26 protein-coding genes are annotated in these 25,693 nt (G+C 67.6%); 21 read left to right on the top strand and 5 right to left on the bottom strand.

Annotated elements, in window-relative coordinates; all coding sequences use genetic code 11:
- Window positions 1–59: 59 nt before the first annotated feature.
- A complete protein-coding gene (locus ASC81_RS14185) occupies window positions 60–671 on the top strand; it encodes a hypothetical protein (RefSeq protein WP_056268251.1) in 612 nt (203 codons plus the stop codon).
- Here ASC81_RS14185 and ASC81_RS14180 read toward each other — a convergent pair.
- Window positions 653–1,582, bottom strand: coding sequence for an MBL fold metallo-hydrolase (locus ASC81_RS14180; protein WP_056268248.1), 930 nt, complete (start codon window positions 1,580–1,582; stop codon window positions 653–655). The two genes, ASC81_RS14185 and ASC81_RS14180, sit on opposite strands and share 19 nt — an antisense overlap.
- A gap of 288 nt (window positions 1,583–1,870) precedes the next feature.
- Here ASC81_RS14180 and ASC81_RS14175 point away from each other — a divergent pair, with 288 nt between their 5' ends.
- The 14 genes from ASC81_RS14175 (at window position 1,871) to ASC81_RS14110 (ending at window position 18,230) form a co-directional block, all read left to right on the top strand.
- On the top strand, window positions 1,871–4,084 hold the full coding sequence (locus ASC81_RS14175) for a TonB-dependent receptor (RefSeq protein ID WP_082536519.1): 2,214 nt from the start codon (window positions 1,871–1,873) through the stop codon (window positions 4,082–4,084).
- A 65-nt stretch (window positions 4,085–4,149) separates the two neighbouring features.
- Window positions 4,150–5,670, top strand: coding sequence for a sigma-54-dependent Fis family transcriptional regulator (locus ASC81_RS14170; protein ID WP_056268245.1), 1,521 nt, complete (start codon window positions 4,150–4,152; stop codon window positions 5,668–5,670).
- A gap of 160 nt (window positions 5,671–5,830) precedes the next feature.
- Window positions 5,831–7,033 carry a substrate-binding domain-containing protein gene (locus ASC81_RS14165; protein WP_056268242.1) on the top strand — a complete coding sequence of 401 codons (1,203 nt, stop codon included), beginning with the start codon at window positions 5,831–5,833 and terminating at the stop codon, window positions 7,031–7,033.
- A gap of 13 nt (window positions 7,034–7,046) precedes the next feature.
- Complete coding sequence (locus ASC81_RS14160; RefSeq protein WP_056268241.1) at window positions 7,047–7,793, top strand: ABC transporter ATP-binding protein; 747 nt, start codon at window positions 7,047–7,049, stop codon at window positions 7,791–7,793.
- Window positions 7,790–8,524, top strand: a complete 735-nt coding sequence (locus ASC81_RS14155; protein ID WP_056268238.1) for an ABC transporter ATP-binding protein — start codon at window positions 7,790–7,792, stop codon at window positions 8,522–8,524. Before ASC81_RS14160 ends, ASC81_RS14155 begins: the two co-directional genes overlap by 4 nt.
- Window positions 8,525–9,196: 672 nt before the next feature.
- Window positions 9,197–10,171, top strand: coding sequence for a branched-chain amino acid ABC transporter permease (locus ASC81_RS14150; protein ID WP_056268236.1), 975 nt, complete (start codon window positions 9,197–9,199; stop codon window positions 10,169–10,171).
- Window positions 10,168–11,250: a branched-chain amino acid ABC transporter permease gene (locus ASC81_RS14145; protein ID WP_056268233.1), complete on the top strand. Its 1,083-nt coding sequence runs from the start codon at window positions 10,168–10,170 to the stop codon at window positions 11,248–11,250. Before ASC81_RS14150 ends, ASC81_RS14145 begins: the two co-directional genes overlap by 4 nt.
- Window positions 11,247–12,089 (top strand): alpha/beta fold hydrolase, encoded by an 843-nt coding sequence (locus ASC81_RS14140; protein WP_056269034.1) that lies wholly within the window; start codon window positions 11,247–11,249, stop codon window positions 12,087–12,089. The genes ASC81_RS14145 and ASC81_RS14140 overlap by 4 nt, the downstream gene beginning before the upstream one ends.
- A gap of 60 nt (window positions 12,090–12,149) precedes the next feature.
- Window positions 12,150–12,920, top strand: a complete 771-nt coding sequence (locus ASC81_RS14135; protein WP_056268232.1) for an ABC transporter ATP-binding protein — start codon at window positions 12,150–12,152, stop codon at window positions 12,918–12,920.
- Window positions 12,921–13,563: 643 nt separating this feature from the next.
- Window positions 13,564–14,277 (top strand): ABC transporter ATP-binding protein, encoded by a 714-nt coding sequence (locus ASC81_RS14130; protein ID WP_056268230.1) that lies wholly within the window; start codon window positions 13,564–13,566, stop codon window positions 14,275–14,277.
- A 26-nt stretch (window positions 14,278–14,303) separates the two neighbouring features.
- Window positions 14,304–15,500 (top strand): ABC transporter substrate-binding protein, encoded by a 1,197-nt coding sequence (locus tag ASC81_RS14125; protein ID WP_056268228.1) that lies wholly within the window; start codon window positions 14,304–14,306, stop codon window positions 15,498–15,500.
- A gap of 115 nt (window positions 15,501–15,615) precedes the next feature.
- Window positions 15,616–16,503, top strand: a complete 888-nt coding sequence (locus tag ASC81_RS14120) for a branched-chain amino acid ABC transporter permease (RefSeq protein ID WP_056268226.1) — start codon at window positions 15,616–15,618, stop codon at window positions 16,501–16,503.
- Entirely contained in the window at window positions 16,503–17,480 is a 978-nt protein-coding gene (locus ASC81_RS14115) for a branched-chain amino acid ABC transporter permease (protein ID WP_056268223.1), read from the top strand. The genes ASC81_RS14120 and ASC81_RS14115 overlap by 1 nt, the downstream gene beginning before the upstream one ends.
- A 66-nt stretch (window positions 17,481–17,546) precedes the next feature.
- The gene (locus ASC81_RS14110; protein ID WP_056268220.1) at window positions 17,547–18,230 is read left to right on the top strand and encodes a hypothetical protein; all 684 of its coding nucleotides are present in this window, start codon (window positions 17,547–17,549) and stop codon (window positions 18,228–18,230) included.
- On the opposite strand, the gene ASC81_RS14105 is transcribed toward ASC81_RS14110, so the two are convergent.
- Window positions 18,227–19,141: a DMT family transporter gene (locus ASC81_RS14105; protein ID WP_056269032.1), complete on the bottom strand. Its 915-nt coding sequence runs from the start codon at window positions 19,139–19,141 to the stop codon at window positions 18,227–18,229. The genes ASC81_RS14110 and ASC81_RS14105 overlap by 4 nt on opposite strands.
- Before the next feature lie 101 nt (window positions 19,142–19,242).
- Here ASC81_RS14105 and ASC81_RS14100 point away from each other — a divergent pair, with 101 nt between their 5' ends.
- From ASC81_RS14100 to ASC81_RS14095, 3 genes are all read left to right on the top strand, one after another.
- Window positions 19,243–20,142: a helix-turn-helix domain-containing protein gene (locus ASC81_RS14100; protein WP_056268218.1), complete on the top strand. Its 900-nt coding sequence runs from the start codon at window positions 19,243–19,245 to the stop codon at window positions 20,140–20,142.
- A gap of 80 nt (window positions 20,143–20,222) precedes the next feature.
- A complete protein-coding gene (locus ASC81_RS27070; protein ID WP_156392117.1) occupies window positions 20,223–20,369 on the top strand; it encodes a hypothetical protein in 147 nt (48 codons plus the stop codon).
- A 123-nt stretch (window positions 20,370–20,492) separates the two neighbouring features.
- Entirely contained in the window at window positions 20,493–21,680 is a 1,188-nt protein-coding gene (locus tag ASC81_RS14095) for a response regulator (RefSeq protein WP_056268216.1), read from the top strand.
- On the opposite strand, the gene ASC81_RS14090 is transcribed toward ASC81_RS14095, so the two are convergent.
- A complete protein-coding gene (locus tag ASC81_RS14090; protein ID WP_082536518.1) occupies window positions 21,677–22,036 on the bottom strand; it encodes a helix-turn-helix domain-containing protein in 360 nt (119 codons plus the stop codon). The genes ASC81_RS14095 and ASC81_RS14090 overlap by 4 nt on opposite strands.
- 63 nt (window positions 22,037–22,099) lie before the next feature.
- Here ASC81_RS14090 and ASC81_RS14085 point away from each other — a divergent pair, with 63 nt between their 5' ends.
- Genes ASC81_RS14085 through ASC81_RS14075 form a run of 3 tightly spaced genes read left to right on the top strand, consistent with a single transcriptional unit; the run spans window position 22,100 to window position 23,602 of the window.
- A complete protein-coding gene (locus ASC81_RS14085; protein WP_082536517.1) occupies window positions 22,100–22,657 on the top strand; it encodes a carboxymuconolactone decarboxylase family protein in 558 nt (185 codons plus the stop codon).
- A gap of 40 nt (window positions 22,658–22,697) precedes the next feature.
- The gene (locus ASC81_RS14080) at window positions 22,698–23,219 is read left to right on the top strand and encodes a tetratricopeptide repeat protein (protein ID WP_056268210.1); all 522 of its coding nucleotides are present in this window, start codon (window positions 22,698–22,700) and stop codon (window positions 23,217–23,219) included.
- Window positions 23,216–23,602 carry a GFA family protein gene (locus ASC81_RS14075; protein ID WP_056268208.1) on the top strand — a complete coding sequence of 129 codons (387 nt, stop codon included), beginning with the start codon at window positions 23,216–23,218 and terminating at the stop codon, window positions 23,600–23,602. Before ASC81_RS14080 ends, ASC81_RS14075 begins: the two co-directional genes overlap by 4 nt.
- A gap of 8 nt (window positions 23,603–23,610) precedes the next feature.
- On the opposite strand, the gene ASC81_RS14070 is transcribed toward ASC81_RS14075, so the two are convergent.
- Both ASC81_RS14070 and ASC81_RS14065 read right to left on the bottom strand, forming a co-directional pair.
- Window positions 23,611–24,336 carry a PEP-CTERM sorting domain-containing protein gene (locus ASC81_RS14070; protein ID WP_162245902.1) on the bottom strand — a complete coding sequence of 242 codons (726 nt, stop codon included), beginning with the start codon at window positions 24,334–24,336 and terminating at the stop codon, window positions 23,611–23,613.
- A 92-nt stretch (window positions 24,337–24,428) separates the two neighbouring features.
- Entirely contained in the window at window positions 24,429–25,595 is a 1,167-nt protein-coding gene (locus ASC81_RS14065) for a serine hydrolase (protein WP_056268204.1), read from the bottom strand.
- Window positions 25,596–25,693: the final 98 nt, after the last annotated feature.

Genomic DNA, 25,693 nt, shown 5'->3' with positions numbered 1-25,693 from the left:
CGGCGGCACATCGTTTGCCAGCCATGACCGGCCTCACGAAGTCGTCCCCGAAAACCGCCATGGATTGCACCGCCCTCCTGACCGAACAGCTCACGAAGATTCAACGCCTCATCCATCAAGCCGCCGATGGCACGGCCGCGCTGGTGCAGCGGCAGCTGGCGCATCGTGAACTGTGCGACCGCGGCGCCCTGCATGCCCAGACGCGCGAAGAGCTGGTGCTGCCACTGCTGGAGGACGTCGCCTGGGGGGATGTGGCCGTCGAGCCGACGGGCCATCACCGCCAGTTTCGGGACGCGCTGGCCTTGTGCCTGATCCGCCCCCCGCCGCATCCTGACTGTGCCAACGCGCTGGACGGCTTGCTGGTTGCCGTGCAGCGGCAGCTTGCCGACGATGCGGCAACGCTGGTGCCGCTGCTGCGCCACGTCAGCGATCTGCCCGAGCGGCGCAGGCTGTGCGGCCGGATCGAGGTGCGCTACGGCAGGCTGGCCCCGCTGCATGGCGATGCACTTGCAGCGGCCCGGGCGACGTCCCATCCGGCGCCAGCCGCTGGTCCCGGCGCCTGGCTGATGGAGATTGCCAGCGTGGCCGCCTCGGCGCCCAACGCCATCGCTGCGCGGCTGCAACCGCCGCGCAGCGACGAGGGCCCGCCGGCTCAGCGATTCGCCGAGTAGTTCACCGGCAACCAGTCATAGCCCTTGCCGTCGGCGCGCAGCCGGCCGATGCCCGGGAAGGACACATGCGTCACCGCGACGTAGTAGCCGTCCTTGGCCGCGGCCGCATAGGCCTTCTCGCGCGCGGGCGCGGCGGCCTTGGGGTCGCTGTCGAACTGGATAGTCACGCTCGGTTCGGCGAACTGCACGGTCGCGACGTGCATCAGGTCGCCCCAGAACATCATCTTCTGGCCCTTGCTTTCGGCGACGTAATTGCTGTGGCCGGGCGTATGGCCGTAGGCCGGGAAGGCCTTCACGCCGGGCACGATCTCGACGCCGGAGGTAGCGCCCTCGAAGGGCTTGAAGCGGCCCGCGTCCGCAAAGCCCTTGACCAGCGCCGCGATGGCCTTGGGCCCGTCACCCTTGGCGACCTGGTCGGCAGCCAGCCAGTGGTCGCTGTCGCGCTTGTCGATGCGCAGCGTGGCGTTCGGAAACACCGTGGCCGAGGCGCCGCCGATGTGGTCGCCGTGCATGTGGGTGATGACGATCTCGTCGACCTGCTCGGGCGTGTAGCCCGAGGCCTTGAGGCTGGCCAGCAGGCGGCCCAGCGTGGGGCCGAACATGCTGGCCGCGCCGGCGTCCACCAGCACCAGCTTCGCGCCAGTGTTGATGAGATAGGCGTTCACCGAGGTCTCCAGCGGCACGCCGAGGTAGGCGTGCTGCAGGGCCTTGAGCGTGTTGGGGACGGGCTGCTGCAGCAGCTTGTCGACGGGCAGGTCGAGGGTGCCGTCGTTCAGCGCCGTGACCTCGAAGTCACCCAGCTGCAGCCGGTACCAGCCGGGCGCCTGGCCCTTGAGCTGCGGGCCGGCGGCAAGGGCGGTCGTGGCGCTGAAGGCGAGGGCGAGGGCGGTGGGAAGCAGGCGCTTGAGCATCGTGGGTCTCCGGGGTTGGAAGAGAAGCGGCGCGCAGGATAGCGGCGGCCCGGCCGTCTTGCAGCCCCAGGGGTGTTGTCTGGCGTTGCCTCGCGTGGTCCGGCGCTGTCTGCTCGCTGGACAGCCCGGCCACAGGCCAATGCTCGGAATCCGGACAGTTCTGCCGTGCGGACCACTTAAATCGCGGGTTAGCTCGCAAGGGTTTTTCCGTAAACGCCCCGCTTTGGCGCGGGCATGGCTTTTGCGCTTTGTGACGGGTTCCGCAAAAAACTATCCAGGAGACAAGCCATGCCCCGACGCCATCCGGCGCCCGTCCGTCTGACGCGCCTGCAGTTCGCCATCCTTGCCGCCGTCGCCGGCGGTTGCGCGACGCTCGGCCTGCCCGCGGCCGCCCAGTCCACCCCCGCCACCGACGCGGCCGTGACGACGCTGGACGTCGTCAAGGTGACGGCGCGCAAGCGCGAGGAGTCGCTGCAGGACGTGCCCGTGGCCGTCACGGCGCTGACCGCCGAGCAGCTCGACAAGCTGGCCATCAAGGACCTGGGCGACCTGCAGGGCCAGGTGCCCAACCTGACCATCTATGCCGCACGCGGCAGCAACACGACGATCACGACCTTCATCCGCGGCGTCGGCCAGGCCGACCCGCTGTGGGGTGTGGACCCCGGCGTGGGCATCTATTTCGACGACGTCTACATCGCCCGCCCGCAGGGTGCGCTGCTGGACGTGTACGACGTGCAGCGCGTGGAGATCCTGCGCGGCCCGCAGGGCACGCTCTACGGCAAGAACACGGTGGGCGGCGCGGTGAAGTACGTCTCCAAGCCGCTGCCGCAGCAAACCGAAGGTTCGGTGACGCTGGCCATCGGCAACTACGGCCAGGTGACGGCCAAGGGCGGCGTGGGCACGGCCGTCAACGACGGGCAGCTGCGCTTTCGCGTGGCCGGCGCCAGCTTGACCCGCGACGGCTTCGGCAAGAACCTGACCGACGGCAGCGACGTCAGCAACCAGGCCACCACCAGCGGCCGCGTCTCAGTGGGCTGGTTCCCCTCCGGCTCCAGCTTCAACGCGCAGGTGTCGGTGGACCGCACGGTGGACAACTCCAACATGCGCGGCTTCCAGCGCCTGAACGTCAACCCGTCGGACCCCGCCAAGACGCCGCCCACCACCGGCCGCTACGACATTGCGTCGGGCATGCCCAACAAGAGCAAGACCAGCAGCGAGGGCGAGTCGCTGACGCTGAATTGGGGCTTGAGCAACGACTGGAGCCTGAAGTACATCCTGGCGCACCGCGCGTCGGACACCGACACGTCCATCGACTTCGACGGCCTGCCCAACAAGATTGCCGACGTGCGCGCCGAGTACCACGACAGCTCGACCAGCCACGAGCTGCAGGCGATCTACGAAGGTCAGAACCACTCCGGCGTCATCGGCGTGTACTGGTTCGACGGCCGCGCCGGCGGCACCGTGCGCAACAACTTCTTCAACCTGAGCTTCGGCACCACCAACGGCATCGTCTACACCGAGGGCAAGGCGATCTTCGGCGACTGGAGCTGGCGCCTGACGCCGCAGTTCAGCGTCAGCACCGGCCTGCGCTACACGGATGAGAGCAAGCGCGCCGTGGTGCTGAACCAGGCCTTCGCGAACGAGCAGTTCAGCGGCACGCCCATCGCCGTGCCGGCCAACTTCGACAACAGCCGCTCGGTGACCAACACCTCGCCGCGCGTGTCGCTCGAATACAAGGTCAGCAACGCGGTCAAGCTCTACACGACGGCCTCGCGCGGCTTCAAGAGTGGCGGCTACAACATTCGCGCCAACACGCTGGCCTTCCCGGGCTCGTCCAAGCCCTTCGAGGACGAGGTGCTGGACTCGCTGGAGCTGGGCGCCAAGATGGTGCTGGACGGCGGCCGCCTGGAGCTGAACACCGCCCTCTTCCACAACAAGTACAAGAACGTGCAGTTGTCGGTGTTCACAAGCTACACCCAGGCCAACGGCCAGCCGGGCTTCTTCGGCGACTTCACCAACGCCGGCAAAGCCACGGTGCAGGGCGCCGAGGTCGAGTTCGCGTACACGCCCAGCAGCGCCTGGCGCATCAGCGGCCACCTGGCCGCATTGGACGCCAAGTACGACGAGTACATCGACCGCGGCGTCAACGTGGCCGACCAGAAGAAGTTCACCAACACGCCCAAGTTCGCGGCCGGCCTGAACATCGAGCACAACGCCAAGCTGGCGGTCGGCACGCTGCGCTCGCGCCTGGGCCTGACCCACCGCAGCAAGGTCTACCCGACCACCGACCTGGCAGAGACGCTTGCACAGGACGGCTATGCGCTTGTGAACGCCGGCCTGATCTGGGAGAAGGACGCCAATCTGAGCTTCTTCCTGCAGGGCAGCAACCTGACCGACAAGGCCTACAAGACCGACGGCTACAACATCGCCGGCCTGGGCGTGTTGAACGCGTTCTACGGCGCGCCGCGAACGGTCAGCATCGGCGGGACGTACAAGTTCTAAGCGTGAGACTGAGCGGGCTCGGCTCGACCGACGGGGCAGGGCCGGCGCGGTACATTGCGCCGGTCATGCCCCTGTCCAAGTTCCAGACACCCGAGCCGCCCGCACAGCAGGGCATCCCGCAGGACGTCGACGGCCTGCTGCGCCTGGCCGCGCAGTCGATGTTCGACGTGCTGGCCCGGTCGACCGAAGGGATGATGGTGGTGGACCGCAACCACCGCGTGGTGTGGATCAGCGACGGCTACAAACGCTTCCTGCCGGCTCTCGGCTTTGACGACGAGCACCAGTTCGTCGGCAAGCGGGTCGAGGACGTCGTGCCCAACACGCAGATGCTGCAGGTGCTGGCGACGGGCAAGCCGGTGCTGGTCGACCTGCTGACCAACAAGGCGGGCACCTTCCTCGTCAGTCGGCTGCCGCTGCGCAACGACGCAGGCGAGGTCATCGGCGCGCTCGGGCTTGTGCTGCTCGACCACCCCGAGACGACCATGCAGCCGCTGATTCAGAAGTTCGCGCGGTTGCAGCAGGAACTGGAGGACACGCGGCGCCAGCTTGCCGCGCAGCGCCGGCCCAAGTACACGATTGCCAGCTTCATCGGTGCCAGCCCTGCGGCGCTGGAGGTCAAGCGCCAAGCTCGCCGCGTCGCGCAGACCGATTCCACCGTGCTGCTGCTCGGCGAGACCGGTACCGGCAAGGAACTGATGGCGCACGCCATCCACGCTGCCTCGCGTCGAACCCACCGACCGCTGGTCAGCGTCAACATCGCCGCCGTGCCCGAGACGCTGCTGGAAGCCGAGTTCTTCGGCGTCGCGCCGGGCGCCTACACGGGTGCGGACCGCAAGGGTCGCGACGGCAAATTCAAGCTCGCCGATGGCGGCACGCTGTTCCTGGACGAGATCGGCGACATGCCGCTGGCGCTGCAATCGAAGCTGCTGCGCGTGCTGCAGGAGCAGGAGGTCGAGCCGCTGGGCAGCAACACCGTGCTGCGCGTGGATGTGCGCGTCATTGCCGCCACCAGCCGTGACCTTGCCGCGATGGTCGCCGCAGGACAGTTCCGCGCTGACCTGTACTACCGCCTCAACGTGCTGCCCATCCGCGTGCCCGCCTTGCGCGAGCGCCTGGACGACATCGAGGCGCTGGCCGAGGCCCTCGGCGAGGACATCGCCCGCCGCAGCGGCATGCCGCAAAAGCTGCTCAGCCCCGACGCCATCGAATGGCTGATGCTGCAGGCCTGGCCCGGCAACATCCGCGAGCTGCGCAACACGCTGGAGCAGGTCAGTCTGATGAGCGACGACATGCAGCTGACGGCGGCGCACTTCCAGGGCGGTTCGGCCTTGCCGGCGATGCCTGCTGAGGCCATGCCGACAGCAGCACCGCAGCCTCCCACGCCCGCCATCACGGCGGCGCAAGCCGTCGCGCCGCTGCCCGAGCTGATCGAGGCGCTGGAGCGGGACGCCATCGCACGCGCGCTGCAAGCCACCGGCGGCAACCGCATGGCGGCGGCACGTCTGCTGCAGATTTCGCGGGCGTCGTTGTACGAGCGGCTGGCACGTTGGCCCGATCTGGAAGTCCAGGTTTCAGGCGGCGCCTGAATTTCGGACACTCACGTCGTCCCTAACGGCCAAAAACCTCGGGACAACCCGCAAGAAAACCGGCTCAGGCGCCCCTTCCCCGCCGGGCACGGCCCTTGCAAAAAGGGAAGTTGAACGTCTGCCGACAGAGCAGACCCAGACGAACTTTGGAGACAAGACCATGCGCCACCTCACGCGCCGCTTTGCCCTCGCCGCCGCGGCCACCTTCGCGGCTGGCGCCCCCGGCCTCACCCTGGCCCAAGGCAAGGACATCCGCATCGCCCACGTCTACAGCAAGACCGGCCCGCTGGAGGCCTACGGCAAGCAGACGCAGATCGGCTTCATGATGGGCCTGGACTACGCCACCGGCGGCACGATGACCGTCGCGGGCAAGAAGCTGGTCGTCATCGAGAAGGACGACCAGGGCAAGCCCGACGTGGGCAAGAGCCTGCTGGCCGCGGCCTATGGCGACGACAAGGCGGACATCGCCGTCGGGCCGTCGTCCAGCGGCGTGGCGCTGGCCATGTTGCCCGTCGCCGAGGAGTACAAGAAGATCCTGTTGGTGGAGCCCGCCGTGGCCGACTCCATCACCGGCGAGCGGTGGAACAAGTACATCTTCCGTACCGGCCGCAACTCGTCGCAGGACGCGCTGGCCAACGCCGTGGCTTCCGATATCGCCGGCCTGAACATCGGCGTGCTGGCACAGGACTACGCCTTCGGCCGCGACGCAGTAAAGGCCTACAAGGAAGCGCTGAAGAAGGCCAAGATCGTCCACGAGGAATACCTGCCCACCGCGACGACCGACTTCACCGCCGGCATCCAGCGCCTGGTGGATGCGCTGAAGGACAAGCCCGGTCCCAAGGTGATTGCCGTCGTGTGGGCCGGCGGCACGCCACCCTTCGGCGCCCTGGCCGCGCTGGACCTGCAAAAGCGCTACGGCATCGGCGTGGGCTCGGGAGGAAACATCCTGCCGGCCATGGCCGCGTACAAGCAGTTTCCCGGCATGGAAGGCGCGACGTACTACTACTTCGGCATCCCGAAGAACCCGGTCAACGAGTGGCTGGTGTCCAACCACTACAAACAGTACAAGCAACCGCCCGACTTCTTCACTGCCGGCGGCATGAGCGCGGCGATCGCCGTTGTCGAGGCGCTGAAGAAGACGGCCGGCGACACGACGACGAACAAGCTCATCAAGGCCATGGAAGGCATGAGCTTCGAGACGCCCAAGGGCAAGATGACCTTCCGCGCTGAAGACCACCAGGCGATGCAGTCCATGTATCACTTCAAGATCAAGGTGGACCCGGCCTTCCCTTGGGGTGTGCCGGAGCTGGTGCGGGAGATCAAGCCGGAAGAGATGAACGTGCCGATCCGCAACAAGCGTTGAACTTGAGCGGCACATGCTCGAAACCAGGAACCTGACGATCCGTTTCGGCGGCCATGTGGCCGTCGATACGGTGTCGTGCGCCTTCCAGCCCGGCACGCTGACGGCCATCGTCGGTCCCAACGGCGCGGGCAAGACGACCTACTTCAACCTGATCTCGGGCCAGCTGCCAGCGAGCAACGGCGAGGTGTGGCTGGACGGTGAGAACCTGACCAAGCTGCCTGCACCGGTGCGCACGCGACGCGGGTTGGGCCGGGCCTTCCAGCTGACACAGCTGTTCGCGCACCTGACGGTGCTGGAGAACGTTCGGCTGGCCGTGCAGGCGCGGCGCGGCTTTGGCCTGCGCATGCTGTCGGTGTGGCTGTCGCACAAGGAACTCATCGGCGAGGCACGCGCCATCCTCGACCGCGTGCGGCTAGGCTCGCGCGCCGACGACCTCGCCGCCAGCCTGCCGCATGGCGACCAGCGCAAGCTCGAAGTGGCCATGCTGATCGCGCTCGATCCGAAGGTCTATCTGTTCGACGAACCGACGGCCGGCATGAGCGTGGATGAGGTGCCCGTGGTGCTCGACCTGATCCGAGCACTGAAGGCTGAGAAGAAGCACACGTTGCTGCTGGTGGAGCACAAGATGGACGTCGTGCGCGAGTTGGCGGACCGCATCATTGTTTTGCACCAGGGCAAGCTGGTGGCCGACGGCGACCCGGCGACGGTGATCGCGTCACCCATCGTGCAAGAGGCGTACCTGGGAGTGGCTGCGGCATGAACTTGCTCGAACTGCGCGGTGTTCATACGCATGTCGGGGCGTATCACATCCTGCATGGCGTGGACCTTGAGGTGCCGTCGGGGCAGGTGACCATGCTGCTGGGCCGCAATGGCGCGGGCAAGACGAGCACGCTGCGCACGTTGATGGGGTTGTGGACGGCGAGTTCTGGAACGGTGACGTTCAAGGGTGAGGACATCACCAAGCTGGCAACGCCCGACATCGCGTCGCGCGGCATTGCCTACGTGCCGGAGACGATGGGCATCTTCGGCGAGCTGAGCGTGGCGGAGAACCTGCTGCTGGCGGCCCGCTCGGCCAAGCGGTTAGCGGATCTGGATGCGGCGCGGCTCGATTGGTTGTTCGGGTTGTTCCCGGCGTTGAAGACGTTCTGGACTCACCCGGCGGGCAAGCTGTCGGGCGGGCAGAAGCAGATGCTGGCGATTGCGCGTGCGATGGTGGAGCCGCGGGAGCTGCTGGTCATTGACGAACCGAGCAAGGGGCTGGCGCCGGCGATTGTTCAGAACTTGATCACGGCGTTGCGGGAGCTGAAGAAGACGTCGCAGACGACGGTGTTGCTGGTGGAGCAGAACTTTCGGGTGGCTGCTGAGCTGGGCGATTCAGTCGCGGTGATGGATGACGGGCGGGTTGTGCATCGGGGCTCGATGTCTGAGTTGATTGCGGATGCGGGGCTGCAGCAGCGGTTGTTGGGGTTGTCGCTGGGGGCGCATCAATGAGCGCTCCACGTTTTTGGGATGGCCGGGTAACTTTCTTCTGCGGGGCCAGAAGAAAGTCACCAAAGAAGAGGCCCTGAACCGCACACCAGCACCACATGCACGAGCTGCGCCGTGCAACGGCCGGTCGGTGAGTGGACAGACGCGAGCCGCTGCGCTCTCGCTGCTGTCCTTGTCACCAGCAGCGCTGATCGCACCACCTGCCCGCTTAACGCGCGGCTGCACGCCGGGCTCACGAGGAATACCGAATGCAGCGTCGCTCGGGCGACGCGATGGCTCGTTTCTCCTCGTAGGTCGGGGTGAGCGCAGCCAACCCCAACACTCCCCGAACCGCCCAGCGTTGGGATTAGCACCCCAACCTACGCGTCGCCCCAGCGACGCCGCGTTTGCATTCCCTGGTGAGCCCGGCATGCAGCCGGCGTTAACGGGCGTGAAGGGGCGAGCCATGGCACTCGTCATAGGGACAGCAGCGAGAGCGCAGCGGGTCGCGTCTAGGCGCCATGCAGGCGAGAGTTTTCGCGCGCCACTCGTGGCGCCGCGGTGCTCGTGTGCGGTTCAGGGCCTCTTCTTTGGTGACTTTCTTCTGGCCCCGCAGAAGAAAGTTACCCCGCCGCCGGGCGGGACTCCCGGCAATGCAGCGAGCCGTGACGCTCTCCGCAAGAGCACCCCACAAGCATGAAGCTCGACCCAAGACCCCTCGCGCTCCTCGCAGCCATCATGCTGCTCGCGCTGCCCCTCACCGGCAGCCCCAGCACCTGGCTCAACCTCACCCTGGCCGGCATCGCCATGGGCCTGATCATCTTCGTCATCGCCTCCGGCCTGACGCTGGTCTTCGGCCTGATGGACGTCCTCAATTTCGGCCACGGCGTCTTCATCGCGCTGGGCGCTTTCATGGCCACCACCGTGCTCGCCGCGATGGCGCCGTGGGCCAGCAGTCCTGACGTGCTATCCAACCTGACAGCACTCGCCGCCGCCTGCCTCGCCGGCATGGCGATCGCCGCCGCCGTTGGCGTCGTGTTCGAGCGCGTGCTCGTCCGCCCCGTCTACGGCCAGCATCTCAAGCAGATCCTCATCACCATGGGCGGCATGATCATTGGCGAGGAGCTGATCAAGGCCAGCTGGGGACCGCAGCTCATCCCGCTGCCAATGCCCGAGACGCTGCGCGGCATCTTCCTGTTCGGCGACGTCGCGGTTGAGAAGTTCCGCGTGCTATCGATGGTCGTCGGCCTGGTCGTGCTCGTCGGCCTGCTGCTCGTGCTGAACCGCACCAAGATCGGCCTGCTGATACGCGCCGGCGTGCAGGACCGCGAGATGGTCGAGGCGCTGGGCTACCGCGTGCGGCGCCTCTTCGTCGGCGTCTTCGTGGCCGGCGCTGCGCTCGCCGGCCTCGGCGGCGTGCTGTGGGGTCTCGTCCAGCAGGGGGTCACGCCGCAGATCGGCGCGCAGGTCAACCTGCTGCTCTTCATCGTCATCATCATCGGCGGCCTCGGCTCGACGGTGGGTTGCCTCGTCGGCGCGCTGCTCGTCGGCCTGGTGGCCAACTACGTCGGCTTCATCGCGCCCAAAGCCGCGCTGTTCTCCAACATCGGGCTGATGGTGGCCATCCTGCTGTGGCGCCCGCAGGGCCTCTACCCGGTGGGCGCCAAATGATCCGCGCACTGCTCTCCCACGACCTGCCACGCAGCCGCCTCCTGGCCGCGCTGCTGATCGCCTGCTTCGTCGGCCTGCTCGGCGCGCCTTTCATCTTCCCGGGCACACAGGCGCTCAACGTTGCCGCCAAGATCCTCGTCTTCATACTGCTCGTGGCCAGCTACGACCTGCTGCTGGGTTACACCGGCATCGTCAGCTTCGCGCACACGATGTTCGTTGGCATCGGCGCCTATGGCATCGCCATTGCGTCGGCGCGTCTCGGGCCGGACTGGACCTCGCTCGGCATGGGCTTCATCGCCGCCCTTGCGCTCAGCGCCGTGCTGGCACTTGCCATGGGCCTGGCCAGCCTGCGCGTGAAGGCCATCTTCTTCGCGATGATCACGCTCGCTGTCGCCTCGGCCTTCATGACACTGGCCTCCCAACTGAGCGAGTTCACCGGCGGCGAGGACGGCCTGAACTTCCAGCTGCCCGACGTGCTGCGGCCATCGACTGAGTTCATGGAGGAGCCGTTCCTCGGCGTCATGCTGGACGGCCGGCTGCTGACCTACTACCTGCTCTTCGTCGCCGTCGCGGCCCTCATCGTGCTGCTGCTGCGCATCGTCAACTCACCGTTCGGCCGCGTGCTGCAGGCAATTCGAGAGAACGAGTTCCGCGCCGAAGCCATCGGCTATCGCATCGTCGTCTATCGCACCGGCGCCAACGTCATCGCGGCCCTGCTGGCCTGCTGCGGCGGCGCGCTGCTGGCGCTGTGGCTGCGCTACACCGGCCCCGAGACGGCCATGAGCATGGAGATCATGCTGGACCTGCTGCTCATCGTCGTCATCGGCGGCATGGGCACGGTCTACGGTGCGGTCATCGGCAGCGTGCTCTTTATCGTCGCGCAGAACTATCTGCAGGCGTTGTTGAAGGGCGCCGGCTCGCTGGTCGACGGCGTGCCGGTGTTGAGCACGCTGGTGTCGCCCGACCGCTGGCTGCTGTGGCTGGGCCTGCTATTCGTGTTGGCGGTCTACCACTTCCCCGGCGGCATCGTCGGGCGGCTGCGGCTGGCGGCGTGGGCGCGCGGGAGAGCCAAGCCATGAGATCGCTCTACATCAACTGCCTGGGTCGCGAAATCCACGTCACCGCCTGGGGCGACGAGGCGTCGCCGGCTGTCATCGCCTGGCACGGCCTGGCTCGCAGCGGGCGCGATTTCGACGACTTCGCGGCCGCGCTGAGCACCCGGTGGCACGTCATTTGCCCGGACACGCCGGGTCGCGGCCTGTCGCAGTGGGCGACGGACCCGGCGCGCGAATACTGCCTGGACTTCTACGTGGACATCGCCGAGGCGCTGCTGGATGGACTCGGCCTGCAGAAGGTGCATTGGGTCGGCACGTCCATGGGCGGCGCCATCGGCACGCTGGGGGCCGCGACCAAGCTTCGCGGCCGCATCAAGCGCCTGGTGCTCAACGACAACGGCCCGGAGCTGGCTACGCCGGCGATGGCCCGCATCAAGGCCTATGCCGGCCAGCCGCCCAGCTTCGTGACCGTGACCGAGCTGGAGGCCTACTTCCGCGAGATCTATGCGAGCTTCGGTCACCTGAGTGACACGCAGTGGCGACACCTGACCGAGACCTCGCTGCGCCGCCTGCCCGATGGCCATGTGACGCCCCATTACGACCCGGCGCTGGTGCAGCAGTTCGAGCATCACCCGCACGACTACGAGCTGTGGGCCGCATGGGACCAGCTTGACCTGCCAGTGCTGTGCCTGCGCGGCGAGGACTCGACACTGCTGACCGCTGAGACGGCGCAGGCCATGCGGGAGCGCGGCCCGCGCGCGGCGGTGGCGCTGATCCCCGGCTGCGGCCACGCGCCGGCGCTGAACACGCCCGAGCAGATTGGCCTCATCGAACGCTTCCTTTCAGCGGGCCAGACCCCGTGAATGCCCGTAAGCCGACGCGATGCATGAAGGCCTAGAGTCGCGCAGCCAACAGCCAAGTCCATGAGCGAATTCATCCTCGAGACGCACGACCTGACGAAGGAGTTCAAAGGCTTCACCGCCGTAGACTCGGTGAACCTGCAGGTTCAGCGCGGACACATCCACGCGCTCCTCGGGCCCAACGGTGCCGGCAAGACGACCTGCTTCAACCTGCTGACCAAGTTCCTGGTGCCGACGCGTGGGCGCATCGTCCTTGCAGGCACCGACATCACTGGTGAGACCTCGGCGCAAATCGCGCGGCGTGGCGTGATCCGGTCGTTTCAGATCTCGGCGGTGTTTCCGCACCTGACCGTGTTGGAGAACGTGCGCATCGGGCTGCAGCGGTTCACGGGCACGAGCTTCCACTTCTGGAAGGGGCTCACGGGGCTGAAGACGCTGGACGCGAAGGTGTTGTCGCTGCTGGAGCTGGTCGACCTGCGGGACATGGCCTCGTTGAAAGCGGCGGACCTTCCCTATGGCCGCAAGCGCGCTCTGGAAATCGCCACGACCATGGCGATGGAGCCGCAGCTGATGCTGCTTGACGAGCCGACGCAGGGCATGGGGCATGAAGACGTGGACCGGGTCACTGCCTTGATCAAGCGCGTGGCCGAAGGGCGGACGGTGCTGATGGTGGAGCACAACATGAAGGTCGTCGCGAGCATCGCGGATCGGATCACGGTGTTGGCGCGGGGTGCGGTGCTGGCTGAGGGTGATTACGCGACGGTGTCGAAGCATCCGGCGGTGTTGGAGGCTTATATGGGCACCGAGGCGAGTGAGTTGGTGGGGGCGCATTGATGGTGCTGCTGCTCGGTGCTCTGGCTTGGCGCCACGTTGCCGGGAGTCCCGCCCGGCGGCGGGGTAACTTTCTTCTGCGGGGCCAGAAGAAAGTCACCAAAGAAGAGGCCCTTAACCGCACACCAGCACCACATGCACGAGCTGCGCCGTGCGACAGGCGAACGGCGAGTGGGCAGACGCGAACCGCTGCGCTCTCGCTGCTGTCCCTGTCACCAGCATCACTCACCGCACCACCTACCCGCTTAACGTCGGCTGCACGCCGGACTCACCAGGAATACCAAGACGGCGGCGCTCGGGCGCCGCGTTCAGCCGCACCGACTCCGTCGACGCGTCGCCCCAGCGAAGCCGCGTTCGCATTCCCTGGTGAGCCCGGCGTGCAGCCGGCGTTAACGGGCGTGAAGGTTCGATCCTTGGCTCTCGTCATAGGGACAGCAGCGAGAGCGCAGCGGTTCGCGTCTGCCCGAAACGCCAGCGGCTGTTTTCGCGCGCCGCTGATGGCGGCGCCGCACTCGTGTGCGGTTCAGGGCCTCTTCTTTGGTGACTTTCTTCTGGCCCCGCAGAAGAAAGTTACCCGGCTGCCGGGACGGACTCCCGGCAATGCAACGATGACACGCTCTCTTCGCCGAGCAAGCTGACCAAAGCCATGGCCACTCCAGCCCTCGAAATCCAGAACCTCCACGCCTGGTACGGCGAAAGCCACATCCTCCACGGCATCAACTTGTCCGTGCAGCCCGGCCAGGTCGTCACCCTGCTCGGCCGCAACGGCGCCGGCCGCACCACCACGCTGCGCGCCATCCTCGGCCTGACCGGCGCACGCAAGGGAAGCATCAAGGTCCACGGTGAAGAGACCATCCACCTCGCCACCCACCGCATCGCCCAGCTCGGCCTCGGCTACTGCCCTGAAGAGCGCGGCATCTTTGCCAGCCTCACCGCCGAAGAGAACCTGCGCCTGCCGCCACCGCTCAAATCCAAACGTGGCAAGGTGATGAGCGAGGCAGACATCTACGCCATGTTCCCCAACCTTGCCGAGCGCAAGAACAGCCCCGGCACGCGCCTCTCGGGCGGCGAACAGCAGATGCTGGCCGTCGCGCGCATCCTGCGCACCGGCGCCGACATCCTGCTGCTGGACGAGATCAGCGAAGGCCTCGCCCCCGTCATCGTCCAAGCCCTGGCGCGCATGATCCGCACGCTCAAGAGCCAGGGCTTCACCATCGTCATGGTGGAGCAGAACTTCCGTTTCGCCGCACCGCTGGCCGACCACTTCATCGTCATCGAGCACGGCGAAGTCGTGCTGTCCTTCCCCGCAGCCGAACTCCAGGCCCACCAGGCCCGGATGGACGAGCTGCTCAGCGTCTAACCCAACAACCCACTGGAGACAACACCATGAAGAAGACACTCATCGCCGCCACCCTCGCATGCTGCGGCCTGACCGCGCAGGCCCAGATTTCGGGTGACGTCATCCGCATCGGCATCATCACGGACATGTCCGGCCTGTACGCCGACATCGACGGCCAGGGCGGCGTGGAGGCCATCAAGATGGCCATCGCCGACATGAAGGGCATGGCCGCGGGCAAGAAGGTCGAGCTGATCTTTGCCGACCATCAGAACAAGGCCGACGTCGCCGCCAGCAAGGCGCGCGAGTGGATGGACACGCAGGGTCTGGACCTGCTGATCGGCGGCACCAACTCCGGCGCCAACCTGGCCATGGCCAAGATTGCGGCCGAGAAGAAGCGCCTCTTCATCTCCATCGGTGCTGCCTCGGCCCGCCTGACCAACGAAGACTGCACGCCCTACACCGTGCACTACGCCTACGACACCGTCGCGCTGGCCAACGGCACCGGCAACGCGGTCGTCAAGAGCGGCGGCAAGAACTGGTATTTCCTGACCGCCGACTACGCCTTCGGCGCCAGTCTGCAGGCCGACACGACGGCCGTTGTGCAGAAGGCCGGCGGCAAGGTCGTGGGCAGCGTCAAGCACCCGCTGTCGGCCAGCGACTTCTCCAGCTTCCTTCTGCAAGCGCAGGGGTCGGGCGCGCAGATCCTGGGCCTGGCCAACGCCGGTGGCGACACGATCAACTCGATCAAGGCCGCCAACGAGTTCGGCGTCACCAAGACGATGAAGCTGGCCGGCCTGCTGATGTTCATCAACGACGTGCATTCGCTGGGCCTGAAGGCCACCGAGGGCATGTACCTGACCGATGGCTGGTACTGGAACCAGAGCCCCGAGTCGCGCGCCTGGAGCCGCAACTTCTTCGCCAAGATGAAGCGCATGCCCTCCATGCTGCAGGCGGCGGACTACTCGGCCGTGACCCACTACCTGAAGGCCGTCGACGCGACCAAGACCGACGACGCCGACAAGGTCATGACCAAGATGAAGGCCACCAAGGTCAATGACTTCTTCGCCAAGAACGGCGAGATCGGCCCCGACGGCCGCATGCGCTACGACATGTACCTGATGCAGGTGAAGAAGCAATCCGAGTCCAAGGAGCCGTGGGACTACTACAACGTGGTGCAGACCATCCCCGCGAACGACGCGTACACCAAGCTGGCTGACAGCAAGTGCCCGCTGGTCAAGAAGTGATGGGCTGACCGGCATGGGGAAATGCAACCACAGAGGCACTGAGAACAGCCTTTGACTCCTTTGCATTTCCTCCGTGTCTCTGTGCCTCTGTGGCTGCCTTTGAACCTGACGCCCCATGACTGAGTTGTTTGGTATTCCACTGCCCGCGCTGCTCGGCCAGCTGCTGCTCGGCCTGGTGAACGGCTCGTTCTACGCGATGCTCTCGCTGGGCCTGGCGGTCATCTTCGGCATGCTCAACATCATCAACTTCGCCCACGGGGCGCTGTACATGATGGGCGCCTTTTTGGCGTGGATGGGCATGGACCTGCTGGGGCTGAACTACTGGGTCATGCTGGGCCTGGCGCCCCTCCTCGTCGGGCTGCTGGGTATCGTCATCGAACGCACGATGTTGCAGTGGCTCTACAAGCTCGACCATCTCTACGGCCTGCTGCTGACCTTCGGCCTCACGCTTGTCATCGAGGGCGTGTTCCGCAGCTTCTACGGCGTCTCGGGCCAGCCCTACTCGGTGCCCGAGCAGCTGCAGGGCGCCACCAACCTCGGCTTCATGATCCTGCCGAACTACCGGGCCTGGGTGGTCGTCGCGTCCATCACCGTCTGCCTGGCCGTGTGGGCGCTGATCGAGAAGACCTCGCTCGGTGCCAAGCTGCGTGCCGGCACCGAGAACCCCAAGCTCGTGCAGGCCTTCGGCATCAATGTGCCGCTGATGGTCACGCTGACCTATGCCGCCGGCGTGGCGCTGGCGGCGTTTGCCGGCGTGTTGGCAGCGCCCATCCTTCAGGTGTCGGCGCTGATGGGCAGCAACCTCATCATCGTGGTGTTTGCCGTGGTCGTCATCGGCGGCATGGGCTCCATCCTCGGCTCCATCGTCACGGGCCTGGGCCTGGGCGTCGTCGAAGGGCTGACCAAGGTCTTCTACCCCGAGGCGTCCAACACCGTCGTCTTCGTCGTCATGGCCATCGTGTTGCTCGTCCGCCCCGCCGGGCTCTTCGGCAAAGAGAAGTGATGAACAAGAAACTGCTCGGCTATGTCGCCTTGTTCGTCGGCATCGCGCTGCTGCCGGCGCTGGGCGTCTATCCCATCTTCGTGATGAAGGTGCTGTGCTACGCGCTGTTCGCCTGCGCCTTCAACCTGCTGGTGGGTTTCACCGGCCTGCTGTCCTTCGGCCATGCGGCCTTTCTCGGTACCGCTGCCTACGTGACCGGGCACGCGCTCAAGGTCTGGGCCCTGCCAGCGCCGCTGGGCCTGGCGGTGGGCGCCGGTGCGGCGGCGGCGGTGGGCCTGGTGTTCGGCCTGCTGGCCATCCGGCGCTCGGGTATCTATTTCTCGATGATCACGCTGGCGCTGTCGCAGATGCTGTATTTCGTCTTCCTGCAGGCGCCCTTCACCGGCGGCGAGGACGGCCTGCAGTCGGTGCCGCGTGGCAGCTTCTTCGGTCTGGATCTGGCCAACGACCTGACGCTGTTCTACGTCGTGCTGGGGATCTTCATCGCCGCCTTCTGGCTGATCTACCGCATCGTCCATTCGCCCTTCGGCCAGGTGCTGACGTCCATCCGCGAGAACGAGGCGCGCGCCACGTCCCTGGGCTACGACACCGCCCACTTCAAGCTGCTGGCCTTCGTGCTGTCCGCCGGCCTGGCTGGCCTGGCGGGTGCGACCAAAACGCTGGTGCTGGGCTTTGCCACGCTGACCGATGCGATCTGGACCACCTCCGGCCTGGTCATCCTGATGACGCTTGTGGGCGGCATGGGCACGCTGGTCGGCCCGATGGTCGGCGCGCTCGTCATCATTGCGCTGGAGAACAAGATCGGCGACTTCGGCAAGCTGCTGGCTGACACCACCGGCGTGGCCTGGTTCAACGGCCTGGGTGAATCGGTCAGCCTCGTCACCGGGCTGATCTTCATCGTCTGCGTGCTGGCCTTCAGGCGCGGGCTGGTGGGTGAGGCAATGGCGCTGCTGGAGAAGCGGCGGGCTGCTAACTGACCGCTTCTAGGGGATGCGAGGCGTTGCCCGAATGAGCGGCGCCCCGTAAAAACGGGGCCCCCGTTCTTGGAGGTTGCCGCCATGCGCCCATCCCTGTCTGCCGCTCTCGCGCTCGCACTGACCACCGCTTTGGCGGCGCCTGCAGCGCACGCCACCACTTGGGACGCTGCCGCGCTCGCGGCGATTCCGACCTCCACGGTGGGCGCTGCGCACTACTTTTCCGACGACGGCAGCGAACTCATTCTGAGCGTCATCCAGGATCGCACCGGCGACGGCAGCATGGGAAGCTCCAGCGCCCCCGGCCATCAAGGCTTGTGGCTGGGCCAGGACGGGCTGAGCTCGCGGTACTTGGTGCTGTTCAACCTGCCGATCACGCGGCTGAGCATGAGCTTCGTGGGGCTGACTGCGGCGGGCGGCCAAGCCGAGCGCCTCACGGCCTTCGACGTCATCGCCCCACCGCCGTTCACGATCAGTTTCGACAGTCCCGACGGCAGCGCCAGCTATGCCGGTGGCGATGTACTGGCTCTGGGCGCAGACGGCAAGGGCCGACTGGATTTCGTGCCGGCGACGCCAGTCACACTCAGTGGCATCGCCTTCACGCATGACCAGCCGGCCGCGCTCGGCGGCTTCGTTATCACCCGCGTGGAGGTTTCCCCGGTGCCCGAGCCCGCCGGCGCAGCCGCATGGTTGTGCGGGATCGCTTCCCTTGGCGCCAGCAGCCGATGGCGCCGTCGCTCCGTCGCGCGTTAGGCCCCGACGCGGGGCTGAGGCGACGGTGCCGCGGGCAAAGCGACCGGCTTCTTCCTGAAAACCAGCACATTGCCGGCCATCACCAGCACCAGCCCGGCCAGGGCCGGTGCCGTCCACTGGTAGCCCTCCACCCAGGCCGACACGTTCAGCGCGACGACCGGGAACAGCACCGTGCTGTAGGCAGCGCGCTCCGGGCCCAGCCGACCGACCAGCGTCAGATAGGCCGTGAAGCCGATGACCGAGCCCGGAATCGCCAGGTACAGCAGCGCCCAGACATAGCGCTCGCTGCTGTCGAACGTGAACGGTAAGCCGGCCACGAGCGCATAGCCCAGCAAGATGGCCGTGCCGACGGCCATGCCCCACGCATTCGTCTGCACCGGCTTGAGCCCCTGGCCCTGCAATGCGGCCGACAGCAGGTTGCCGGTCGAGAAGCACAGCGTGCCGGCCAGCGCCCAGGCCAGGCCGGTCAGCGTCGCCGCGCTCGCTTGCTGGCCGGCGATCTCGGGCCAGAACAGCAGCGTGAGTCCCGCCAAGCCGAGTGCGCCTCCGCCCAGCACTTGCGGCGCAATCGACCGGCCGTGCACCACACGCGCCAGCAGCGCATTCCACAGCGCCGAGCTGGAGAACACGACGGCCACCAGGCCGCTGGCCAGCGTCTGGCTGGCGTTCAGGAAGCAGACGAAATTCAGGCAGAACAGGCACAGGCCCTGGGCCAGCACCCAGGTGAGCGCTCGCCCACGTGGCACGACGAGCTGGCGCCGCCAGGCCAGCCAGGCGAACAGCACCAGCGCCGCCAGGCCAAAGCGGTAGGCGATGGACAGCGAAATAGGCACGGGGCCCAGCTGCCATTTCAAGGCGATCCACGTCGTGCCCCAGATCAGCACGACGAGTCCGTACAGCAATGCATTCATGCCGCCAGCATCGCGCGCCGGGGCGCCGCGCGATTGCAGATTCCTGCGCATCGTCTCCCCGGCCATCTGCTGGGAAAGGCCTGCGGCACTAGCATCGGGTCATGGCCTTCCTGACCGCCGGCGCAACCGACCAGCAACCCGTCTTCGAAGTGCTGGCCCGTTCCCGCGCGCGCCGCGAGCGTGAGCTGGCGCTGACCGACGGCCTGCGCCTAGTCCAGTGGCACAACGACGGCGGCCGCATGGACTACCAGCGGCCGGGCCACCACACGCTGTCGGTCTACCTGCAGGGCGGCCACGCTACCCACCTCATCGAGACGCCGCGCGAGACGGGCTCGCCCGGCTGCCACTGCATCCTGCCGGCCGAGCACGAATCGCGCTGGAACGTCGCCGGGCCGCTGCGCTTCGTGCACCTCTACCTGTCGGCCGACGCCTGGGCAGACCGCGTGGTGCGCCTGCTGGACGCCGAGCCGCGCGCCATCACGCTGGAGCAGCGCATCTTCGGCGCGGACGCGACGCTGGCCGCCTGGGGCCAGCGGGTCGCCACACTGGACTGGCGGGACCCGGCGGAGCGCCTGCGCATCGACGCTCTCAGCCAGGGCGCGCTGGACCATCTCGTGCTGCACGCCGCCCAGCCCCGGCAACGCCAGCGCGCCGAACGTTTGGCCGGCGGCCTGTCCGGACCGGCCCGGCGGCAAGTGCTGGGCTTCGTCGACGCCCACCTCGACAGCGCCGAGCTCAGCCTGCCGCGCCTGGCCGCGCAGGCCCACCTGTCCGAGTTCCACTTCGCGCGCATGTTCCGCGCTTCCATGGGCTGCAGCGTGCACGACTGGGTCGCCCGCCGGCGCCTGGACCGTGCTCGCGCGCTGCTGCGCGAAACGGCGTCGCCGCTGGCCGACATCGCCGCCGCCTGCGGCTATGCCGGCGCCAGCCATCTCAGCCAGCGCTTCAAGGCGGGCACCGGGACGACGCCCGGTCAGTACCGGCGCACATTGGCCGGCTGAGGCTGCTGCCAGTACGTCGTCAGCATTCACTGGTGAGTTAGGGGGCGCGCCAAACGCCACCGTGGCCCACTATCCAGGCCATGCTCAAGTCGGCCCGCGCCCTCTTCACCGCCACGCTCATCGTGTCGGTGCTGGGCTTCGCGCTGACGCTGTGCATCCCCGACGAAGGCGAGCCAGCCGACAGCCCGCTGGCGACCGCCCGCCTGATGCTGCCACCTCAGCGCTGAGGCACAGCCGCCCCCGGCGTGACAAACGACGCCCCCGGGGCCGGCCGCCGATGGGCCTGTTCGCGAACAAGACACTCGCCGGCGCGATGATGTGCGACCTGATCTAGCACTTTCGCCCCGACGATGAACGAGCTGTTGACCTGGACCCTGGCCGCCGCGGCGGCCGCCGTCGTGCTGCTGTTGCTGTGGCTGGGCTGGCGCCGCCAGCAGAGTTCGCGCGCCAATGCAGAGCGCCGCGAGGCTGAGCGGCTGATGCTGGAGCGTGCCGAGCACATCGCTCGCGCCTCCCGGACCGCAGAGACCCCCGCGCAGCAGGCCGACGCCCAGGCGCTGCGCGAGGTCGAAGCGGGCATGGCGCAGCGCCTGGCCCAACAGCGCGGCGAGGAAGAGCGCATCGAGGCCGACCGCGCACGCGCCGACCGCGAGGACGCGGCCCGCATCGAGGCCCAGGCCCTCGCGGCCCGCGAAGCCGCCGCCGCGGCCGAAGCGCAGCGGCAGGAGGAATTGCGCGTCGAGGCGCAGCGGCTGGACGTCGAACGCCTGGCCCGCGAAGCCGAGGAAGACGCGGCGCGCGAGGCGGCCGCCGCTGCCGAGGTGCAGCGCCTGGCCGAAGCGCGGGCCGAGGCCGAACGGCTTGAAACCGAACGACTTGCCCAGGAGCAGGCCGCACGCGAAGCTGAGGCCCACGCCGCCGCTGAAGCGCGGCGCGTGGCCGAGGAGCAAGCGGAAGCCCAACGGCAGCAAGCCGAGCGAGAAACCGCCGAGCGCTTGGCGCGAGAACAAGCGGCCCGCGAAGCCGCGCAAGCCGCCGAAGCCGCACGGCTGGTGGCCCAGCGACAAGCCGAAGAGGCTGCCCGCCTCGAAGCGGAACGCGCTGCCGCGGAAGCTGCTGCAGCGGCCGCCGCTGCAGCCGCAACCCGCGAGCTGCGCGCCGACGAGACCCTGGTGCTGGTGGCCGACGACTCCAAGATCGTGCGCGTCAAGATCAGCCGCCTGCTGGCCGGCCAGGGCTACCGCGTCGCGCTGGCCGAGAGCGGTGAGCAGGCGCTAGAACTGATGGCCGCCGAGCGCCCGCACCTGCTGATCACCGACGTCGAAATGCCCGGCATCGACGGCTTCGAGCTGACCCGCCAGGTACGCGCCGCGGCCGCGACGGCTGAACTGCCCGTCGTCATGATCACGTCCTCCGACGACAAGCAGGCCGAGGCCGAAGCGGCCGGTGTGACCCAGCTGCTCGGCAAGCCCTATTCGGAAGAAGCGCTGATCGCCGCGATCGAGAAGGCAAGGCTCGCCGTGCGCTTGCCGGCCTAGGGTTTCGCGGCGCGCTGCACGTCGCGCGCCCAACGCGGCGCCCATTTCAGCAGCGGCTCGATGGCCACCAGCAACGCGCGCCCCTGGGCGCTGAGCCCATAGCCGCTGCCCGCGTCATGCTCGACCAGCAGCGCCTCGCGCAGCTCGGCCAACCGCTGGTTCAGCACCGAGGCCGACACATCGCCGCAGGCCGCCTGCAACGCGCGGAAATTGAGGCGCACGGCCCCACCGCGCAGCTCCCACAGGATGCGCAGTGTCCAGCGGCGGTTGAACAGCTCCAGCGCGGCGTTGACCGCGTCCTTGCCTGAAGGCGGCTCGGTGGCCGCCGCCAGCTGCGCCAGGCGTTTGGTTGTCATGCTTTGATTTTAGAAGCAGATCCAGCTAGAGTCCGCTCACCGCGACGCTTCTGATTCCGAAGCATGAACACAACCTCTCCTCGCATCGCCCCTCGGACCCTGCCACTGCCGCCCGATCTGGCGGAGCGCATGGCCCGGCTGGTGCCGGCTGGCATGGCGCCGCCGCAGATCTTCCTGACCGTCGCCCGCCACGGCGAGTTGTTCAAGGAGATGGTGGACAGCGGCCTGCTCGGCCCCACCGGCCTGGCGGACCGCAGGCGCTTGGCGCCCCCGCTGCGCGAGGCCGTCATCCTGCGCACCTGTGCCGCGGCCCGTTGCGACTACGAATTCAACCTGCATGAGCAGACGATCTCGCGGCGCATGGGTTTGAGCGACGCGCAGATCACCGACCTGCGCGAGGCCGCGCCCGACACGACGCTGTGGTCCCGCGAGCTGCTGGCCGTGCTGCGCCTCGTCGACGGCCTAGTCCAACGCCTGGATGTCGACGACGCCACCTGGGCGGAGCTGCGCCGCCACTTCGACGAGGCCGCGCTGATCGAGATCACCCAGCTCGTCGGCCACTACACCGGCGTGGCCATGCTGGCGGCGCTGGTCAAGCCGGCTTTTGATTGCTACCGCTAGCGGCTATCGTCGGGCCGCAGGGACAACTTCGATGCGGGACATGGAATTTCAACGATTCACCGCGCCCGACGCGGCAGCACTCGATGTCAACATTGGCGAGCACCGAGTCAAACTGGCGCAGGCGCTGCAAGCAGGCGACGATCTCGACGTCATTGATGGCACCGCCGACCTGGCCGGCCTGTTGACGACGGCTCGCCGCGAGCCTGAGGCGCTGGCACTGCTGCAAAGCCAGCTCGACGGCGCCGAGCGTTTCCCGGCCTCCGAGATCTCCGGCTGGTTCTGGAACACCTATGCCACGGCGCTGCAGTACAACGGTCTGCGCGCCGAGGCCGAGCACGTCTTCGCGAAAGCGCTGGCGCTGGCCCGCGCCGGCGGCTGGGTCCGCCTGCAATCTTTCGTGCTGCAGCACTGGGGCCGCAGCCTGGTCGAGCAAGGCGAACTCAATGAGGCGCAGTCCAAGTTCGAGGAGGCACTCGCGATTCGCCGCCAGCTGAACGACCCACGCACCGCGTCCACCGAGCAGGCCCTGGCCGGCCTGGCCGAACTGCGGGAGCAGACATGAGCGCCGCCGAGAACGCCGCTCGCTTGCTGCATGGCAGCTGCCACTGCGGCGCCGTGCGCCTCACGCTGCCTTTTTCACCCGAGAAGGCGACGAAGTGCAACTGCTCGCTGTGCCGCCGCCTGGGCGGCCTGTGGGCCTATTACGAGTTCGGCACGGTCACGGTGGAAGGTCACCCCGAGCACACCGCGGAGTACATCTGGGGTGACAAGACGCTTCGCAATGTCCGCTGCGTCCATTGCGGCTGCGTCACCCATTGGGAGCCGCTGGCGCCCGAGGCGGGCGCGCGGCACGGCGTGAACCTGAACAACTTCGACCCGCAGCTGCAGGCATCCGTCCAGGTGCGGCGCTTCGACGGCGCCGACAGCTGGACCTTTCTGGACTGACGGACGGCTCAGCGGGGCGAAGTCCTTCTGCCACGCAGCCCAGCCAGCGCCGCGAGTGCGATGCCACCCAGCGCCAGCGTGCCCGGCTCCGGCACCGTGAAGGTGCCCTCGATGCGAAAAGCACGATCACGGGCCACGCTCTGGCCGCTGACAACGGCCATGCCGGCGCCCAGCGTCTGCTGGTAGGAAGCGTCGTCCCCGCCCGTCGCGCCGAGGATGGCGAAGGCAGGGTTGAAGTCGTCCGCAATCGCCGTCACGCTGATCCAGTACTCCGTGCCTGCCGCGAGGTTGAACACCGCCGGCAGATCGAGCACGTAGTCGTAGAGGCTGACGTTGTAGCTGCCGCCCGCGTTGAGCACGCCTGTGCCGGCGAAGGTGGCGCCCACGCTGGCGGGCGCGATGTTTTGCGACCAGAGCACGGCACCCGGCGCGCCGCCGCCGCTGGCATGGAAAGCGATTTCCCAGGTGTCGACCAGCGGCGCAGGTGCCGGCGCCGGCGTTGTGTTGCCGAACCACAGACCGCGCCAACTGACTCGCTCGACCGACGCGCCGCTGGCCGAGGTGAAGTTATCGAAGGTGCGAAAGCCGCCGCCCGAGACGGTGCCGTAGTCAGACGTGCGCGGTGACGCACCGATCGCGCTCGTGCCGTAGATCAGGGCCGCACTGGCCGACGGGGTCCAGGCGCCGAGGGCTGCGAGAGCCAGGGCAGCGGCTGAGATGGCGAACTTGTTCATCGCATCCATCCTCCGGTTGAGGCAAGCGCCGCGAGTCTAGGTTTGCGCGCCGCAGCGATGCAGCCCTCAAGCGTGGGGGTGTCGGCCGCCGCTCAGCGCTTCACCGCCGCCAGCAGCTTCGCGATGAATTCGTTCAACGCCGGCCCGTTGTCGATCCAGCGCACCACCGCCACGACATCGTTCTCCCAGTCGATGTAGATGATGTTCTGGCCATTGCCGCGGAAAGTCACGCTGCTCTCGGGTGCCGCCGGCAGCGCCTTGCGGCCGGTGTTCAGGAACCAGTTCGCGTAGCCGTACTCGGCATTGGCGGGTCCGGGCGCGCGGGCCTTGGCGAGCCAGTCCCGCGACACGATCTGGCGGCCGTCCCATTCACCCTGGCGCAGGTGCAGGTAGCCGAAGCGCGCCAGGTCCCAGGCGTCGATGAACATGCCGCCACCCCAGTGACCGCCGCCCGACACCGACTGCATGCGCTGCCCGTCCAGCTCCACCCAGCTGTTGTCATAGCCATGCCAGCGCCAGCGGCTGGACGCGCCGATGGGGTCCATCACCTGCTCGCGCAGCACCTCGGGCAGAGGCCGGCGCCAGACCTGCAACGCGGCCAGCGCCAGCACGTTGATGCGCACGTCGTTGTACTTGTAGTGAGAGCCCGGCACATGCAGCGCGCGATTGGGCCAGTCCGCGGGCGCCTTGCCGACAGGGCGGTCGGCCCAGTCGGGCTTGCCCCACAGCGTGCCTTGCCAATCACTCGTCTGGCGCAGCAGGTGCTCCCAGCTGATGGGCGCGTTATGCGGCGTGGTGAACAGGTCGACGCCGGGCGGCATCGCGTCGGCCACGCGCTCGTCGGTGCTCTTGATCAGCCCCTGCTGCCAGGCCAGGCCGACCACCGTGGACAGAAAGGTCTTGGTGATGCTGTGCGACATGTCCACGCGCCGCGTGTCGCCCCATTCGGCCACCACCTTGCTGCGGCGGATGACGATGCCGTTGATGGCGCCGCGCTCACGCGTGGGACCGATCTGCCCGCCGAAATAGGGCTCGGCCTTGCCAAAGGTCTGCGCCAGCGCCAGCGCCTGGTCGCGCGGCGCGGGGTTCTCATGCGCCTGCGCGTAGGCCACGGCCTCGGCCAGCTTGGCGCCGTCCAGGCCTGCGGCGGCCGGCTCGGCGCGCTGCCAGTCGCCACGGGGCGGGAAGTAGGCCGGTTCGGCGGCGGCCAGCGTCGAGGCGAGGGCGGTGAGGAGGAAGAGGCGGCGGGGGAGGGTCATCGAGGCATTGTGGCTAGTGGCGGTTGCACCGCGAACTTGTGCAGCCTGCTCGACGGCGTAAGCAGTCAGGACGACGGACCGTTCTGCGAGAGCGGACA

Source organism: Pelomonas sp. Root405 (assembly GCF_001425165.1).
Lineage (GTDB): Bacteria > Pseudomonadota > Gammaproteobacteria > Burkholderiales > Burkholderiaceae_C > Pelomonas.
This window is presented reverse-complemented; position numbering and strand designations above follow the sequence as displayed.